General features: G+C 38.6%; 16 protein-coding genes and 1 other RNA gene. 4 read left to right on the top strand and 13 right to left on the bottom strand.

Annotated elements, in window-relative coordinates:
- Positions 1-9 precede the first annotated feature (9 nt).
- The 11 genes from P0092_RS01425 to P0092_RS01375 form a co-directional block, all read right to left on the bottom strand.
- Complete coding sequence (locus tag P0092_RS01425) at positions 10-1,656, bottom strand: putative manganese-dependent inorganic diphosphatase (protein WP_004619706.1); 1,647 nt, start codon at positions 1,654-1,656, stop codon at positions 10-12.
- A gap of 82 nt (positions 1,657-1,738) precedes the next feature.
- Positions 1,739-3,196, bottom strand: coding sequence for a HAMP domain-containing sensor histidine kinase (locus tag P0092_RS01420; RefSeq protein ID WP_004619705.1), 1,458 nt, complete (start codon positions 3,194-3,196; stop codon positions 1,739-1,741).
- On the bottom strand, positions 3,186-3,857 hold the full coding sequence (locus P0092_RS01415; RefSeq protein WP_004619703.1) for a response regulator transcription factor: 672 nt from the start codon (positions 3,855-3,857) through the stop codon (positions 3,186-3,188). The genes P0092_RS01420 and P0092_RS01415 overlap by 11 nt, the downstream gene beginning before the upstream one ends.
- Positions 3,858-4,013: 156 nt before the next feature.
- Positions 4,014-4,613 (bottom strand): recombination mediator RecR, encoded by a 600-nt coding sequence (gene recR / locus P0092_RS01410; protein WP_004619700.1) that lies wholly within the window; start codon positions 4,611-4,613, stop codon positions 4,014-4,016.
- Positions 4,614-4,655: 42 nt separating this feature from the next.
- On the bottom strand, positions 4,656-5,015 hold the full coding sequence (locus tag P0092_RS01405; protein ID WP_004619698.1) for a YbaB/EbfC family nucleoid-associated protein: 360 nt from the start codon (positions 5,013-5,015) through the stop codon (positions 4,656-4,658).
- Between the two features lie 62 nt (positions 5,016-5,077).
- Positions 5,078-6,766, bottom strand: a complete 1,689-nt coding sequence (dnaX, locus tag P0092_RS01400; protein ID WP_004619696.1) for a DNA polymerase III subunit gamma/tau — start codon at positions 6,764-6,766, stop codon at positions 5,078-5,080.
- Between the two features lie 113 nt (positions 6,767-6,879).
- An RNA gene (gene ffs, locus P0092_RS01395) (signal recognition particle sRNA large type) lies at positions 6,880-7,143 on the bottom strand.
- Between the two features lie 400 nt (positions 7,144-7,543).
- The gene (locus P0092_RS01390) at positions 7,544-8,443 is read right to left on the bottom strand and encodes a DUF350 domain-containing protein (RefSeq protein ID WP_004619695.1); all 900 of its coding nucleotides are present in this window, start codon (positions 8,441-8,443) and stop codon (positions 7,544-7,546) included.
- A gap of 18 nt (positions 8,444-8,461) precedes the next feature.
- Positions 8,462-9,061 carry a hypothetical protein gene (locus P0092_RS01385; protein ID WP_004619692.1) on the bottom strand — a complete coding sequence of 200 codons (600 nt, stop codon included), beginning with the start codon at positions 9,059-9,061 and terminating at the stop codon, positions 8,462-8,464.
- A gap of 28 nt (positions 9,062-9,089) precedes the next feature.
- Entirely contained in the window at positions 9,090-10,088 is a 999-nt protein-coding gene (locus P0092_RS01380) for a hypothetical protein (protein ID WP_004619691.1), read from the bottom strand.
- Between the two features lie 294 nt (positions 10,089-10,382).
- Positions 10,383-11,201, bottom strand: a complete 819-nt coding sequence (locus tag P0092_RS01375) for a sporulation peptidase YabG (protein ID WP_276187043.1) — start codon at positions 11,199-11,201, stop codon at positions 10,383-10,385.
- A gap of 215 nt (positions 11,202-11,416) precedes the next feature.
- Between P0092_RS01375 and P0092_RS01370 the strand changes: the two genes are divergently transcribed.
- Genes P0092_RS01370 through P0092_RS01360 form a run of 3 tightly spaced genes read left to right on the top strand, consistent with a single transcriptional unit; the run spans position 11,417 to position 13,917 of the window.
- Positions 11,417-11,779 carry an ArsR/SmtB family transcription factor gene (locus tag P0092_RS01370; protein ID WP_004619688.1) on the top strand — a complete coding sequence of 121 codons (363 nt, stop codon included), beginning with the start codon at positions 11,417-11,419 and terminating at the stop codon, positions 11,777-11,779.
- A gap of 31 nt (positions 11,780-11,810) precedes the next feature.
- Positions 11,811-12,029, top strand: coding sequence for a cation transporter (locus P0092_RS01365; RefSeq protein ID WP_004619686.1), 219 nt, complete (start codon positions 11,811-11,813; stop codon positions 12,027-12,029).
- 31 nt (positions 12,030-12,060) lie between these two features.
- Positions 12,061-13,917 carry a heavy metal translocating P-type ATPase gene (locus P0092_RS01360; protein ID WP_004619684.1) on the top strand — a complete coding sequence of 619 codons (1,857 nt, stop codon included), beginning with the start codon at positions 12,061-12,063 and terminating at the stop codon, positions 13,915-13,917.
- A 31-nt stretch (positions 13,918-13,948) separates the two neighbouring features.
- On the opposite strand, the gene P0092_RS01355 is transcribed toward P0092_RS01360, so the two are convergent.
- Positions 13,949-14,419 (bottom strand): C-GCAxxG-C-C family protein, encoded by a 471-nt coding sequence (locus P0092_RS01355; protein WP_004619683.1) that lies wholly within the window; start codon positions 14,417-14,419, stop codon positions 13,949-13,951.
- Between the two features lie 114 nt (positions 14,420-14,533).
- Here P0092_RS01355 and P0092_RS01350 point away from each other — a divergent pair, with 114 nt between their 5' ends.
- The gene (locus P0092_RS01350; RefSeq protein ID WP_004619680.1) at positions 14,534-15,121 is read left to right on the top strand and encodes a dienelactone hydrolase family protein; all 588 of its coding nucleotides are present in this window, start codon (positions 14,534-14,536) and stop codon (positions 15,119-15,121) included.
- 293 nt (positions 15,122-15,414) lie between these two features.
- Here the strand turns inward: P0092_RS01350 and P0092_RS01345 are convergent, their stop codons facing one another.
- The gene (locus P0092_RS01345) at positions 15,415-17,565 is read right to left on the bottom strand and encodes a glycoside hydrolase family 9 protein (RefSeq protein WP_004619679.1); all 2,151 of its coding nucleotides are present in this window, start codon (positions 17,563-17,565) and stop codon (positions 15,415-15,417) included.
- Positions 17,566-17,784: the final 219 nt, after the last annotated feature.

Here is a 17,784-nt window from a genome sequence, read left to right as displayed (position 1 = left end):
TACGGTTTTTTAAATAGATTCTCTTTGAATGGTACTTGAGATTTGGGGAACAACCTGTTTTTTTCTGGAAACTACGCCTTTTAGAAATGCACTGCTTTCCCCTGTTTTTATATTAAAGGCTTTTTCCATCAGAGCGGCGTGGTCATCACCTACAAACAGAAGTTCTGAGCCTTCTTTTATTATGTTTGTAATCAAAAGCAAAATTAGGTTGTAACCCTTGTTTTCCAGAACAGTTCTCATATGCTTCAGCAATTCGTCCTTTATCTTGTGAAGACCTTCTGCATCGCTGGAATTTATTTGCCCTATTCCGATTTTATATTTGTTGAATACAAAATCCTTAAAGTCATAGTCAAGGATTGTCTGAGGAGTCATTCCCTGAAGGGATGCGTTTGCTTTAAACAATGATGTAGCAAATTCGTCTATATTAATGTCCGCTATTTTTGCAAGTCTGCTTGCAGCCAACTCGTCTGCGTATGTGCTTGTGGGGGATTTAAATTTCATAGTATCGGATATAATGGCTGCACATAAAAGTCCTGCTACACTTTTAGACGGGTTCATACCGTTTTCAAAATACATATTGGCAATTAATGTAGAAGTACTGCCTACCGCATCATTTTTGAAGAATATAGGGTACCCGGTCTGTATATCCCCTATTCTATGATGGTCTATTATTTCAAGTATGTCCGCCTGATCTATACCGTCAATGGTCTGTGCTCTTTCATTATGGTCAAGCAGAATTACCTTTTTACGACGTTGGGTAATAAGATGATAACGTGAAATAAAACCCTTGATAATACCATTATCATCAACCACAGGGTAACTGCGGTATCTGGTTTTAAGCATTTTATCTTTGATATTGTCTATATAGTCATTGATATTGAAGCTGATTAGTTGTTCTTTTGTCATAATGTGACTGACAGGGATGCTTTGGTTAATAAGCCTTGCAGTAGTAAAGGTATCGTAGTAGGTGTCCATCACTATGCAACCTTTTTCCTCTGCATACTGTATAACTTCCTCATCTGCCGTTGCCCCGCAGGTAATTATCAGACTGCTTGCACCAATCTCTATGGCTTTAAGCTGACTGTCCTTTCTGCTTCCCACCAGAACAATATCTCCTTTATCAACAAAAGGAGTCATATCCTCAGGCGCCATAGCTGCTATCACAACTTTGCCTGCAGATTTAAACTCTTCTTCATTTCCGCAAACCAATTTTGCTGCAAGCGTATCCATTATATTTCTGTAAGGTGTTCCGCTGGCACTTAGAATATTGTTTTCCAAGGCATCCAGATAGCTTCCGGTAATATCGGACAGTGTAATTATGCCTGTAAGCTTACCCTTAACATCTGCTACCGGGAGAACTTTTACATTGTTCTTTACCATTATGCTCCAAGCTGCTTTAATGGATATATCCTCCGAAACAGGACTTATTATGTCAATATCCAAGTCTGAAATCTGTGTTCTGACTGTTTCACGATATTCCGGCACCTCTACTCCAAAATATTTCAGTACAAATTCCGTTTCTTTGTTTATATCTCCTATTCTAATGGGTACAGCATGGGCAGCATGTCTTTTTTTCAACTCTGCGTAGGCAATAGCTGAACATATAGAGTCTGTGTCCGGATTTTTATGTCCGGTAATATATATTATATCATTCAATTAAAGCACTCCTCCAAATTACGGTTATTTGCAGTTTTATTTTACACTAATAGAATTTTGACTGCAATAAGCTTATGTAATCTCATGGCTCAATGTTTGTATTTAATGTCAACTCAAACCAAAAAGTGCTCCCTTTACCTAGCTTGCTTTCAACTCCGTATTGTGCTCCGTGCATATCCAATATTGATTTTACTATGGAAAGTCCCAGCCCCGTTCCCATTGCAGCTCTTTTATGAGCCTTGTCAACCTTGTAGTACCTGTCCCAAATAAGCGGGAGCATTTCCTCTTCTATACCTTCTCCTGTATCTGTAATTTCAACCTTTACGCCCTTGGCAGTACTGCTTTGAGTAATAGTAACCGTTCTATCTACCCCGGTATATGTTATGGCATTATTAATCAGATTATATATTACCTGTGATATTTTAACCGCATCAGCAATTACCCATATATCTTTATCACTTTTAAAATCAATTCTGTAGCCTTCCTGTTCAATAAGTTTATTATACCTTTGAAGTATTTTTCTAATGCTCTCAGTAATATTGAAGATTTCAACATTAATTTTACGGGTACCTGATTGAAGCTGGGAAATATCCAGAATATCATTTACAAGTGTGGTCAACCTTTTTGCTTCATCAATTATTATCTGAACATTTTCAGGGGTGTTTTCTCCGGGAAGATCCCTCATAACTTCGCCATACCCAGTAATCATTGTAAGAGGAGTCCTCAAATCATGAGATATATTCGCAATTAGCTCTCTGCGCAAGCCCTCCACCTTTGAGAGTTCCATTGCAGCGTAATTGAGAGTGTCGTTAAGCTCAGTTATTTCCAGATATCCCCGTCCCCGAAAGGAAGTTTTATAATTGCCCTTTGCAAGCTCCTTTGCGGAGCTGTTAATCTTGATTATAGGGTCAGAAACCTTTCTCGAAATGAAAAGCCCCATTAACAAAGCCAGTAGTAAGGTTATTCCGGTAACCCATATTAACTGGATTCTCAATGTATTTACGGTGGCATTTACGGGAGTTATAGTTGAATTCAACATTACAATTAAATGTGCACCATTGTCTGAATTTACTATTTTAACGTAAATCATATTTCCCGGCGGTACAAATTCACTATTATAGGGGTAACCTGTCGGGGCACGTTTTTCCATTGTCTTATTCATTGAGAATGCTTCAAGATATGTACCTCCATTTTGCTCCGCACTGTTGTATAGCCTGAATAATTCAGAAGGGGGCAATTTGTGTATTATACCATCCGGCCGGGCTGCTGCCGAATATTTTGTTTTTCCGCTGGTATCCAATACTTTTATACAGACATCCTCTTCTTGGGATAATGTATCAAGAAATTCCTGAAATTTCTCGTTATCTACGTTCTTCTCAATAGTCTCCGCCATTGATTTAATATTATGAATTTTAATCTGCTTGTAGAAATCGTCAAGAAAAACTATCTGAAACAGCCATAGTAAAATGAGCATCACTGCAACAAAGGCTGAAAGGTAAAGGAATATTTTATACTTTATGCTAATTTTGTCACGTCTCAAATCTATAGCCCACCCCTCTTAGGGTAACTATATTTTTGCTGTAATCACCCAGACTTTTTCTTAGTAGCTTTATGTGAGTGTCCAGTGTACGGTCATCTCCGAAAAAATCATATCCCCAGACATCCGTTATAAGCCTCTCTCTTGTAAGTGCAATTCCCCTGTTTTTAACCATATAGAAAAACAAATCGTATTCCTTGGGTGACATATCAATTTTTTCGTTATCAATATATACAAGCCTTCCCGTAAAATCCACGGTTAAACCTTCTATGGTAAAAATATCCTTTTTGTTTCCTTTGTCACCACTGCTTCTTTTTACAATGGCATTTACTCTCATCATAAGTTCTTTTGGAGAAAAAGGCTTAACTACATAATCGTCTATCCCAAGTTCAAAACCGTGGATTTTGTCGTATTCTTCTCCTCGGGCAGAGAGCATCAGAACCGGAGTCATACAAAACTTTCTGATTTCCTTACAGGCTGAGAAGCCATCAAGTTCCGGCATCATTACATCCATCACAATAATATCAAATTCCATTTCCCTGCATACTTGAATCGCTTCCATTCCGTCTGCTGCTTCTACAACCTCATGCCCCTCGAAAACCGCATATTTTTTAATGATATCCCGTATCCCCGCTTCGTCATCAACAATCAGAATTTTATACATGAATCCTCCACTAAACAAATAGTACAATATACTAATTATACATCATTATGCCCTCAAAAAGATGACTTTGATAACCGGGCAACAAAAAAATCATGGCCCGAAGGAGGTTCTATTTATCCTTCTAACCATGATTTTACATTATATACTTTATTTTAACTATATCTCTCTCCGGCCTTCCAAAGCCTTTGCAAGTGTAACCTCATCGGCATACTCCAAATCGCCGCCTACCGGTATACCATGTGCTATTCTTGTTGCTTTTACTCCTAAAGGCTTAATGAGCTTTGATATATACATTGCAGTTGCTTCACCTTCAACATTAGGATTAGTTGCAAGAATTACTTCTGTTACTTCTCCGCTTCCCAATCTTGCAATCAATTCCTTGATACGTATTTCCTCAGGCCCAATTCCCTGCATTGGAGAAATAGCACCATGCAGAACATGATAAAGTCCTTTGAATTCGCGTGTCCTCTCCATAGCCACAACATCACGAGGGTCTTGAACCACGCATATAACCGTTTTATCTCTCGAAGTTCCGCTGCACAGTGGACAAGGGTCAACATCAGTAAGATTACTGCACACTGAGCAGTATCTGGTCTTTTGTTTTGCCTCCAATATGGATTCTGACAACTTTTGAACCTTTTCCATAGGCATATTTATCACGTGAAAAGCCAGACGTTGTGCCGACTTGTGTCCAATGCCCGGAAGTTTCTGAAATTCCTCTACCAACTTTGCAACGGGAACTGCATAATATTCCATTTATTAACCTCCACAGAGACATGCTCTGAATGACTGCATTTATTAAAACATTCCCGGCAAACCGCCTAATCCGCCAGTTATTTTACTCATTTCAGAATTAGCCAGTTCTTCAGCCTTTCTTATTGCCTCATTAACAGCACTCAGTATCAAATCCTGAAGCATTTCAACATCATCAGGGTCAACAACCTCAGGCTTGATAGTAATTTCCTTGATTTCCTTTTTACCGGTAGCAACTATATTTATTGCTCCACCTCCAACAGAAACCTCAATAGTCTTGTTTTCCAAGTCCTGTTGTGCTTTCTCCATATCCTTCTGCATCTTCTGGGCTTGTTTCATCAGGTTGTTCATATTACCGCCCATACCGCCTCCGAAACCGCCTCCTGGGAATCCACCTCTTGCCATCTGTACTTCCTCCTGTTATTTTAAATTTAATAGTTTACAAATTTATCAATTTATATTATATCCTATTCGTCTATTATATCAAGCGGGACATTCAATCTGTCTGAAATTTCCCTTGTCAGCTTTACCAATGGGTTTTCTTCTGAATTCTTTGCAGAGGAAGGTTCACTTTGAACCATACTCTCAAGAGATTCCTCATCTACTACCTTTACACGGATACGTCTCCCAAGTCTACTCTCCAAAGCATTTTCAAGGACGTCGATATGTTCTGCCTTTGATACAATCTCTTTCAGCGAGATGGCTGCCGGAGGAAATACAACAAGAACCGTCGACTCATCAGCAGCTACTGCTTTCGTAGAAGTAAGATATGATAAAAGCATCATTCTCCTGTTGGCTTTAAGGTCAGACAGTACATTTGACCATTCCTCCAGTTCATTGTAGGATTTACCCTTAGCTGAAGCTTTCGGAGCTGAACTGCCGGATACAGGAGGCAGGTTGTCAAACTTTTTTCCCGCGGAAACAGAACTGCTGCTCTCCGGCTTTGTTTGAACCGGTATACCGCTTCCATCTTTTACAGAACCTGCTAAAGCGACATTCCCTGTTCTAACTGCACTTTCAAGGTTAGCTATTCTATCTGCCAGATTATTATCGCTTCCACTCCTGCCGTAACTTCCTACACTAATTGAAATAAGCATAACTTCAAGGAAAACCCTTTGGTTTAACGCATATTTAAGCTGTGTTTCAAAGGAAGACAACTCCTTTATAATTCCAATCAGTTGCTCTTTTGAAAACACCTCTGATTGTAAAATCATCTTGTCTAAGTATTGGTTTCCCATGTCCAGAATATTTTCGGGGTTTTTACTCAGCTTACAAATCAAAAGATTCCTGAAATACAGCACCAAATCTGATGCAAACCTCAAAATATCCCTTCCGCTGGCAGAGAGTTTTTCCACATCTGCTACAAGTCCTTCAACATTCTTACTCTGTATATTGTCCACTATTTCCGATATAAAATCATCACTTACTATTCCTATGGCATCAAGTACATTTTCATGGGTTATATTATTGTTGCCCTCTGCAATACACTGGTCAAGAATACTAAGAGCATCTCTTAGTGCGCCGTCTGCCAGTCTTGCAATTAATAATGCACCGTCATCATCCAGCTGTATACCACTTGCCCGGGCAATAACCTTCACTCGTTCAGCAATACCTGCAGGCGTTATTTTCTTGAAATCAAATCTCTGACACCTTGATAGAATAGTTGCAGGGAGTTTATGAGGGTCTGTTGTTGCCAATATAAATACAACATGTCCCGGAGGCTCTTCAAGGGTTTTCAGCAGTGCATTAAATGCACCCGAAGATAGCATATGCACCTCATCTATTATATAAACCTTATATCTTGCCTGTGAGGGGGCATAGACAACCTCTTCCCTTATTTCTCTTACGTTGTCAACACTATTGTTTGATGCAGCATCTATTTCAACAACATCCAGAATTGATTCATCCAGAATTCCTCTGCAAACCTCACATTCATTACAAGGGTCTCCATCTTTGGGGTTAAGGCAGTTGATAGCTCTGGCAAATATTTTTGCCATTGTGGTTTTGCCTGTTCCTCTTGTACCGCAAAAAAGATAAGCATGAGCTACTCTCCCGGATTTTACGGTATTCTTAATTGTTCTGACAACATGCTCCTGCTCAACAACATCTTCAAATACAAGAGGCCTCCACTTTCTATAGAGTGCCGTATAGGACATATCCCAACTCCTCCTTTTATGTACACTGCAGTTCAAGGACTATAGATGTTCTACCTACAATATAATACAAGCCTGTTCATTTGAACAGGCTTGATTTTTTATAAATTGAATGGCCGTACACCCGTTATCGATAGAAGCATATAGCCGTTACCTTTACAGTTAGCTCTAATCAGGTAACCCAGCGGCACACAGAATTTACTGCTTATCGCTGCTTCCTTCCGGATCTGACGAGGTTCACAGAATTCTATTGCGCAAGACCCAATTGTCATTGCCACTTGTAAAGGGCAGGCACTACACACTAAAACCTCAAACGGGAATTCAACCCTGCTATAGCGGATTGCAGGTACAGGGCACCGCTGCCTCCCCGTCTAGTACGACCAAAACTGGCTTTTTAATGTGTTCCCGAACCAATAAAGCAAATACGTTCGGTGCACTTTTAACATTATAACTTAAATGGTGTCCTATATCAAGAGATATTATTTTTACATTTTATGTATTAAATGTAAGTTAATTTCATATATACCCACTTTATTTTAGGACAGAAAAAAAGCACCTCAGTATATAATTTATAATAATTCCTGATAAATAGGTGCCCTATGTAACAAAAAATAAAATCAATATGTTTAAAGGAGGAACAAAATGAAAAAGCTTTTTAATGGCTTTACACTTTGTATTATATCACTAATTTCTGCAACTGATTATTAAAATTGTATAACAAATATTAACAATATGTGAATGCATTTAGCTTGCTTTGTCCCTCCTGATAATATGTTGCTTTTACATTATGAAATTTACTATTATCATGGCAATTCCAACGTAAAGTGCAGCTTGTCCCACTGCTGCTCCTACATTATTCTGTTCATATATTTCATTCCATACATCAACCTTTACTATGGCTGTAAAAATCTTCTTGAACAGTATGGATATTATACCGTATATTGCAAGACAAACCGCGATTACCAAGGCAACTGTAATTATTTCAAAGTCAGTTGCATATCCATCAATTATTCCTGTAATAATTGTCTGTGCTGCAAAAACAAAACCCAAAAGTCCAATGCCCGCAGCTGAATTATTGTCTATAAATATTTCCTTAAACAAAGTAGTCTTTCTTCTCAAAACCATGCTGTAGCACACCAATGCAATTAAGACAAACACTATAAACAGAAGAACCTTTATTAATATGGTTGCTCCTTCTCCTTCAATTATATCTATAAAATCAATATACTTTATGAAAGACACAAATATAACTGAAAGAGTAACGGAAAACAGAGCTGCACCGATGTTTTTCTGCTCGCATATCTCTTTATTCAGACACACTTTGCCGTGACTGTCTTCAGCATTTATAAGACTTACTATTGCTTTGGACAAAAGTCTTAAAAGTGTCAATATTACTACATAGAAAACGGTATATCCTGTACAAACCGCAAGATCAACCAGAATATTATCGCTGGCAGCTCCCTTTATGGCATGTGATGACAGATAAAGCACAGGAAAAACAAAAGCACCGATGAACTCTATCCATGCTGCAAAATTATCCTTGGTGAACAGTGCATCTTTAAGAGATACATCTCTCAGAACCAGATTATTGTAAATAACCCACCCCAATATAAAGCCTACAGTTAATATAACAAAACTAAATGACAAGTCTTTCAAGAAAAAACTAAAATATTCAAACATCCTATTATCCTCCTAAAGCTATTTTTCTTCCATTCCTTGGTAAACCTTGTAAAGTGACCCCTCGAACCTCTGACCTATAAATATTCTGAACATTCCATTAGTTTTAAGCATTTCTATGTTAAGATACTCTGTAATCCCTTCTGCATCTCTCTGATAGTCCCATACCTCAACTTCTGATTCGTATTCTATTTTTTCAGATTCCAGATCATAAACCTTCAGAGAACCCTGTACGCCGTCTATCCTGTAATCATATTCCGGCATTGTACACCTTTCATACTCTGTGCCGTCAGGAGTGGTTATACTCTTCTGACCTACAACATCCAAAAATTCTTCTGAAAACGGAACAGTGTCATCCAGAAAGTAAAGGTATGTTTCCATTTGGCCGTCCTCTTCACCCGTGTATACCTCAAAAACATACTCCGTCTCTTCAGACCGGGAATAAACAAGGTATCTGGTAAAAGGCCTCCGGCCTACATCCATTTGTATTATTTTACCAAAAGTAAAAAAACCCTGTTCCTCAAGTTCCTTGAGTTTAAATTCTACCATTGAGTTTTTATTTATGTTCAATGGGTTCAGTATATCCTGTCCATCTTTTTTTTTGAAACCGAACACCGACATCACGTCCTATTCCATTAAAGTTTTATTTCTAATATATCCTGCTTTGGCGGGACTTTTTAGGTTTTGGCTTTGACAGTTTTCTTATTACAATTATCAACGCTACCGACGTTATAATGATAACTACCACAACTGCTCCGGTATTTCTGGATGAATTTGTAGGATACTTATCGGTATAGTATACGTTGTCAGGATTCTTTTCCTGATATTGCTCTGAAAGCTGTAAATCCGGGTCAACCCCTTCTTCCATATAGTTAGGGTCTCTTTGTACTCCCTGTTTCTCCAACTGGCTTACCCTGTTCTCCAATTTTTGGTACTGGCTTTGATCAAAATAACTCCTATAAGGAGAAATTTCATTCCAATGATGATACCAGAACAAATCCGATGCCCTCATCAGAAACCACAAATCCCATGGGCCAACATATGCATATCCGTAAGAAAAAGAACTTCCGAACATAGATCTGTTTACATTGATAAATATAGGCCTGTTGTTGAAAACATTTATTCTGGAGGATCGGGTTCTCATTGCATCCTCAAAATTCATTTTCCTTGAACTTGAGCCATAGCTTTTTTTCATAGAGTCATTATAAACCTTTTGCTGTTGGCTGTTTAATTTTTGCTTATAGGTTTTGTAACTTTTGCTTGAAATCTGACTCTTGTAGGTATCCTGCATATAGGATTTCTTTTTTGAAGCTGCCTTTGCAGTAAACCCCGAGGTATTGGCTTTCTTACTTGATGAATCGGTATAAGATTTTGAGCCCGGTACACTCCTGGAATTGCTGCTTTTGGATTTTGACGAACCGAATAGACTAAAGCTTTTCGAGCTGCTTTTCGAAGTGCTGCTTTTCGCTTTAGACGAACTAAAAAGGCCGGAGCTCCTTGATGAAGAACTCTTACTACTACTGAAAGATTTTGAAAACGACTTGCTGCTGCTTCTGCCGAAAGAACGAGCACCTTTTGCATCAACTCCCATAAATGAAGCAGAAACAAATGCAAAAATAAGCAGTATGGCTAATATTCTTTTTTTCACAGCTATCCCTCACATTTTTAAATGTATTTACATGTAAAATTAGTATTATTTTTAGTATTATATCATGAACACTTTTTAGAATATATATATTCTTTTTATTTTAGTATAAATGTATAAGAAAATCTAAATAAGGCAATAACTATAACTGACCCCACAAAATACATTTTAACCCCCTAAAAATGCTCCGGCTTTACGCCGGGCATTTTTTTTATACATAAAAAAGGAGTCTGCTGATATTATTAACTAGCAAACTCTTTTTTACTGTATTTAATAAATCTGACTGCTCTTGACAATTTATCTCATCTGCCCTCTTGTATCTCTTCCTCCTATACCGGAACTGCCTGTAATTGTCAATTCTATTACTGACTTAGATGCAAGTACAACCGAATTGTCTGTAATGGACACTTTCTGTGCAACAATTGCAGGGTCTAAAGCATTTATCAGTATTCTTTTGGGAGAGCTGGCAAAATTGGCTCCCGCTTGCATAATTGCTTCATAATATGACTGACATGCTCCTGCAAATATACACAACTTATCAGGATCGGACTCATATGCTCTGGCTATTCTTACAGCTTCAATAAAGTATGATGAATTGGCATAGCTATCTAAGGATTGTAAATTACTTGCGCCTTTTTTCAAACCGTCATGTCCCGTCAGCACCAGTATATCCGGATTGTATGCTTCCAGATATTGCTTTACTACTGAAGGTTGCCTGTTTTCGCTTACCCATTTACCGGAACAACTAATCTTACTCTTCTTATAGAAGTCCAAACATTGGCTCATAAAATCCTCAGCAGAATCTATATGCAGTATTCTACCCGGTCTGTGCTTGATTCTCGACAAAAATGTTTTGAATACAGGCCTGCAAGAATCAATGCTTTTTTTTACCTGAGCAAGCTCATTTATTGCCCTTGTATATGCTATCCTTGCATCCTGCTTAACAAGGTCATCCCCTTGTGAATCAGCTTCGATTCTGTATGACAAACCTCTTAGTACATAGTACTCCAATCCGTTAAAGTTTGTTTTTATGTTTACTACCCTAAAAAGTATGTCTCCGCCATAAGACCTTCTGATAACAATATCTCCGATATGAAATTTAGCCAAAAAAATCACTCCAAATTAACTTTTTATTGCATAATATGCAACCAAATTCCATTTGGGGCTTGTACAACATCAATTACTAAGAAATTTTATGTAAAATAATTGGTTTATTTTTGAAAATTTCTGGTTGACATTCTAAAAATCAAGGTATATTATTATATATGAACAATCATTCATATGAACGTATGTAGTTATACATTTAACTTGTACTAAGAAAGGAAGGTTATATGAATACAGAAAAGGATATTGAACGCTGTGAGTATATATGTCTTCATGAGAATGTGATAGATCAGGTACTGTCACATTTACCTGAAGAAACTCAGTTATATGATCTTGCGGAACTGTTTAAAGTTTTCGGTGATACAACAAGAATCAAGATTCTGTATGTCCTTTTTCAAGCAGAAATGTGTGTCTGCGATATTGCTCAACTGCTGAATATGAGTCAGTCCGCTATTTCTCACCAGTTGCGTATATTAAAGCAGGCAAAGCTGGTTAAATCAAGGCGTGACGGAAAGACTATTTTTTATTCATTGTCAGATTCACATGTAAGAACAATAATTGATCAGGGTTTTGAACATATTGAGGAATAATTTGAGGAATAACAACAAGGGGGTATTTATTATGAAAAAAAATTACAGACTTAATAATTTAGGGTGTGCAAACTGTGCTTCTAAAATGGAAAGAGAAATTGGTAAGTTAGATGGCGTTAATAGTGCCACTGTAAACTTTATGATGCAAAAGCTTACTATCGATGCAGTTGATGAGGGTTTTGACGATGTTATGGCATCAGTTCAGAAAATCATAAAAAAAATTGAGCCTGATTGTATTGTAAAGATGTAACACTGGTGACTTTATTTACAAGGAGATTTTTATGAGCAAAGCTAAAAAGGAACTAATTCGTATAGGTGCGGGAGCTTTGGTTTTGATAATTGCAGTAGCAGTATCATTTCCGCCTTATATTAATCTTGCTTTTTTTCTTACAGCCTATTTTATAATCGGCGGAGATGTTTTATGGAAAGCTATTAGGAATATATTTCACGGTCAGGTATTTGATGAAAACTTTTTAATGAGTATTGCAACAGTCGGAGCATTTTTTGTAGGAGAGTATCCCGAAGCTGTTTCCGTAATGCTTTTTTACCAAGTTGGAGAAATGTTTCAGGATTATGCCGTTAACCGCTCCAGAAAATCCATATCTTCATTAATGGACATACGCCCTGATTATGCAAATGTTAAGCGGAATGGGGAGCTTGTTACGGTAGACCCTGAGGAAGTTTCCATAAATGAGATTATAGTTGTTAAAGCCGGCGAAAAGATACCTCTTGACGGTAAAGTCATTGAAGGCCATTCTTTGGTTGATACCTCTGCATTAACAGGGGAATCTGTTCCAAGGGAGATTGATGTGGGGAGCGACGTTTTGAGCGGATGTATAAATCTTAATGGTCTTCTTACAATTGAAGTCGCCAAAGAGTTTGGTGAATCCACCGTCTCTAAAATTCTTGATTTGGTAGAAAATGCAAGCAACAAAAAAGCAAAGCGTGAGAATTTTATTACCAGATTTGCAAGGTATTACACTCCAGTTGTTGTTATAGTGGCAGTCATTCTTGCAGTTGTGCCACCGCTTCTTGTTCCGGGAGCAACCTTCAGTGACTGGATTTACAGGGCATTAACTTTTCTGGTTGTTTCCTGTCCCTGCGCTCTTGTAATTTCTATTCCTCTGGGCTTCTTCGGAGGTATTGGCGGGGCCTCAAAACTTGGGATTCTCATAAAGGGCGGAAACTATCTGGAAGCTCTTGCAGATACGGAACTGGTTGTTTTTGATAAAACAGGAACCCTTACAAAAGGAACCTTTAAGGTTACTGATATTAATCCCGTAGGTATTTCAGATACTGAATTATTGGAGCTTACCGCCCATGCTGAAAGCTATTCAAATCATCCGATTTCTCAGTCTCTAAAAAATGCTTTTAATTCTGAAATTGATAATTCCAGAATTACAGATGTTGAAGAAATACCCGGACATGGTGTCAAGGCAGTTATTGACGGGAAAACAGTATATGCCGGCAATTCCAAGTTAATGGATAAAGTCGGGGCAACTTATTCTCATAATAAAACGGTTGGGACAGTTGTTCACGTAACAATAAATGATATTTACGCAGGATATATAGTTATATCAGATGAAATAAAGGAAGATTCTGCCTCAGCCATTGCAAAACTGAAAGCATGCGGTATACATAAGACCGTAATGCTCACGGGAGATGCTAAGGATGTTGGTGAAGCAGTTGCCAAAACTCTGGGTCTTGATGAGGTATACACTGAACTTCTTCCAATAGACAAGGTTGAAAAGGTTGAAAAGCTCCTTGCTGAAAAATCTGCAAAAGGCAATCTGGCTTTTGCAGGGGACGGTATAAATGATGCTCCTGTTCTTTCAAGGGCAGATATAGGAATTGCAATGGGAGGACTTGGTTCTGACGCTGCTATCGAAGCAGCTGATGTGGTTATTATGAATGATGAACCTTCTAAAATAGCAACTGCCATCGCTATTTCCAAAAAGACCCTTCGCATAGTTAATCAGAATATAGTTTTTGCTCTTGGAGTGAAGGCAATTGTTTTGGCAATGGGTGCCTTCGGAATATCAACTCTTTGGGAGGCGGTATTTGCAGATGTTGGAGTGTCGGTGATAGCTATTCTTAACTCTGCACGTGCTTTAAGAGTAGATAATAAATTTAAATAGATTTAAATAGGTAAGTTTAAAAGCGGAGGTGTCATTCTGACAAAGCCTCCGCTTTTTTCTGACTTATGTATTGCTCCATTATTTCAGCAGCACACTTAACATATTCTGAACAGGGACGTCTTTTATAATAGCTCTCCGTTCTTTCCTCGGGAATAGGGTTATCCGGCCCCTTTCCCAGTCCTAGCAGTTCTCTGCAAACTATTGTTCCATTTACGGTTGTAAACCTTTGAGCAAGCTCCTGTATGAGCTTGTAATGTTCTTTTTTTCCTTCAGCATCCTTTGGTTCATCATATCCGTATATCATGCCTGCAACCATGAACATACCGCTTACGGCACCGCAGACCTCTCTCAGCCTTCCCATTCCTCCACCGAAGGAGGATGCTATTCTTAAAGCACTTTTAAATTCTATTCCTATGTCATCGCAAAAAGCTCCAAAGACCGCCTGTGAGCAGTTATATCCATTTTCAAACAGCAGCCGGGCCTTTTCTGATTTTGTTTCCATATGACCTCTCCTAAATTTTGTATTTTATTTTAAGTTTACTTTTTGTACTTTTGAGTGTCAACAAATTTTATAGTAGTATTATATTAGTATGAAAACAAAGTCTGGCGAGGAATTATGTTAAGTATAATTAATAATTCAGAAGATTTAATAATTCTTATACATGAAATTTACGGTGTCAACGGTTTTATAACAGATACCGCCAATAGATTTGCTTTGTACGGCTATGACGTTGTGTGTCCTGATTTGTGTGGTCTGGAGCAACCCTTTGATTATAGTGAAGAAGAGACTGCCTATAGGTATTTCTCTGACAATATAGGTTTTTACAAAGGAACTGATATTGTCATAGCCCTTGCCAAGCAACTTGGGAGCAGCTATAATCGTATCTTTTTGATAGGCTTTAGTGTTGGCGCTACTATTGCATGGCTTTGCAGTGAAGCAGAACTTTTTTCCAGTGTCGTCTGCTGTTATGGCTCAAGAATACGGGATTTCACCGGGATAGCTCCGGTTTGCCCTGCTTTGCTTCTTTTCCCAAGCCATGAGAAAGCCTTTAACGTAAGGGCTTTTGCCAGCGGTTTTAAGAAGCCCGGCGTTAAAGTACATTTATTAGAAGGTAATCACGGCTTTGCAGATTCTTATTCAACCGGCTACAATGAGGCTTCTGCAAAGAAGGCTTTTGATTTGATTAAAGAGTTTATAGAATAATGGGTTGTCGCAAAACATGTACGTGAGTATAAATTGTATCAATGGAAGCTTGGTTAAAGATATTTGCAGATGTTTATAGGCGAACAAGGATATTTTACCGTAATACCTACACGATGTAGGTATTAGCGACACAATGATTCATGGAGGATGAATTTGAGCGACGGTAAATATCCTGTGATGAGCCGCTAGAAACTCTTGCAAATATCTTGGAAGCAACCATTGATACAATTTTATACGGGAGTACGGTATTAAAATAGAAAAGCTTTCTATTCTGCAACAACCCTTTTATTATTTTAATAGCCTCTCTGTAAATAGCTCTTTAATGCCGCATAATCAATGGAATTTATATCCCCATCCTTGTTAAAGTCAGCGGCAGCCAAATTGACGTTGCCCGATGTATTTCCCATAATTATTTTTTTAAGCAGGGCAAGGTCTATTGCATCAACGTTTCCGTCATCGTTTATGTCACCATACTTTATTTCAGGTGTTCCACCTTCAGGTTCTTCTCCCCAAAGGAGCTTACCGTTGTCATATACGGGTATGTACTTTGACATTCCTGCAAAGGATACTGCATCAAAGTCCGGCGGACCGCTTAGGTTCTGGTATGACCAGTCGTTTTTATTGGAACCCACACCTTTTTTGTATTCAATCTGTACTGTTGCATCCTTTTCGCACATTTCCCACTCTGCCGGCATTATCTGTGTACCTGTAAAATCAAGGGTAAAGTAATATATATTATCCTTGTATTGCTTCAGTCCTATAAGCTTTGCTCCTTGACTGTCCTCAAGGGTTAATTCAACGTCATCCACCGTTCCTCCGGCTTCAAATATTTCAGATAAATCCATAAAGTAACGGGTTGACATTTTATCCTTCATTGTTGCAGGCCAAGCCGAACGATTATTAATCTGGAACATAACCTTCAGTTTGCCATAACCCTCATATATAATCCAACCTCTTGTAAAATATTCGTTCAGGTTATCCTGAGGTGACCTGAAATCTTCGGGCTTTGGCCAGTTTTCCAGAGGATTTCCTCCGTACATACCGTACATTTTAGCCAGACAGCCTACAAAGCCTGCATTATAATCTGTAGCTACTTCATTGAGGGTATAATCTTTGATATCATCCTTCCAGCTGTCATCAGAAGAAGGCCCTCCAACCAACGCTCCGTAAAGTATATGTCTGTGGAAGGTTGGGACATTAAGCATACTTGTCCAAGAACCATGAGCGGTTCTGTGGTGAGGATGTTCAGGTGCATTTTCTCCGAACCCTACTTCGTAGCTGCCTCCTCTGGGATTATCTCCAAGTGCATAGTTTATCTGTCTTTCTGCAAAATCGTGATATGTCTGCTTTTTAGAAGCAGTTCCTATGGTTTTGTCGTCAGACCAAACAAATGCTAAAAATGCCGCAGTTGTTGCGTAACGGAGTGAACCCCATTGCGAAAGCCATGCCAGTCCTCCAGGAGTATATTTCATTCCTGTTCCCGGCATCCAGTAATCCAGATTCTTTTCAACCATCGCAGCATAACTCTCATCATGACTTGCCTGGGCTATTTTTAAAGCTGCACCGTAACTTACATCATCCCAGCAGTGTGTATGTTGTCCGCCTAAAACAGTGGCGGGAAGAATTGACTTTGCCTTATCCAGATATGTTGCATCCTGTGTTTTTATATACAGCCAGATTGCACCCCAAGCAAGGTCATCCACATAACTTCCTGACGGATATAGTGATTTCAGAGGATTTTTACCTCTGTATGTATCAGCAAACTTAAAGAGCTGCTTTGCATGTGTCAGACAGGTTTCGGCATACGTGGGGTTTGTAGGCTCAAATATAATTGATGCAATAGCCAATGCTGCAGCCGTTTGGCCTGCTACATCCGACCCCGGTGTCGTAGGATCAACCTTAAAGGACTTTCTGTCGGTTTTGTAATCCAGCATCTCATGGGGTATCCATACAGAATGGTCTGATTCCTCGTAGCCACACATGTAATACAACACATCCGGGCTTGGGTGTGCCTTTATAAAGAAGTCCGTAGCCCATTTTATCTCATCAAGGATATCGTCCAGCTGCCCTGACTTTTCAAAGGCGTCACGATATTCGTAAACAGCCCATCCCAATTGTCCTGCAGCATATGACATAGGGTGCGTAAATTTGATTCCGTCTCCTGCATCTGCCCATCCACCTGTCAGGTCAAGGCCTACATCCTTGCCGTCAGTCATTGCAGCATCTCCTCTGTACGGCAGAACATAGTTGTCCGGTAAATCTCCAAGTCGATTAGCTTTGTAAAAGAGAATTGACTTCTGCATAGCTTCGCCATAATTGTAAAATGAGCCTCCCACACGTGGCGAAGTTGCTGCTTTTGCAGTTGTCGGAGCATAAATAAAGAGTGACAACAGCAGTGACGTGATTAGCATGAAACTGGTTGTTTTAAGGAATTTTTTCCTCATGATAATACCTCCATTGCAAATTTAATTTTGTGCTTCAGGCTGGGATTATATCAATAAACGAAGAGTGTTTAAGAGTAGAATTTAAATTAATACAAATATTACTTTACTTTCTTAATTATACAATTTAACCCTGTAGTTTGTACAGATTTAAGCATAAAATATTGAGATAAAACATTAAAAAAAGAACAACGCTACTGTGCGTTGTTCTTAGCTCTGTTA

The sequence above is a fragment of the Ruminiclostridium papyrosolvens DSM 2782 genome (assembly GCF_029318685.1).
Taxonomy (GTDB): Bacteria; Bacillota; Clostridia; order Acetivibrionales; family DSM-1351; genus Ruminiclostridium; species Ruminiclostridium papyrosolvens.
This window is presented reverse-complemented; position numbering and strand designations above follow the sequence as displayed.